This is a genomic window from Clostridium sp. AF19-22AC (genome assembly GCF_003479085.1).
Taxonomy (GTDB): domain Bacteria; phylum Bacillota; class Clostridia; order Lachnospirales; family Lachnospiraceae; genus Faecalicatena_A; species Faecalicatena_A orotica.
In genome coordinates, this window is sequence record NZ_QUGN01000046.1 from 1 (window position 1) to 300 (window position 300).

Sequence of the window (300 nt, forward strand, 5' to 3'; positions counted from 1 at the left end):
TTTGAAACATGAGTTCAATGTAATATTCGAAATCATGTTTAAAGCTTGACATGAGGGAAGAATCAGGAACTTTTGTGAAGCCACAGAAATCCCTCAGTTCCCTGCATAAATGTAAAAACAGCAGAAGCAGGGAATCAGTAGAATAGAAAAGATTTTCTGCAGGATAAAGGCAGTAAGAAATCCGTGCAGTGGATACACACGAGTCCGGCTAAGTGAGCAATAAAAAGCCGAATTGAATTCAGGGGGAATAAATTCATCCAGATCAATGTGCTCTGAAAGAAGAGCAAAGAATGAGGGGCA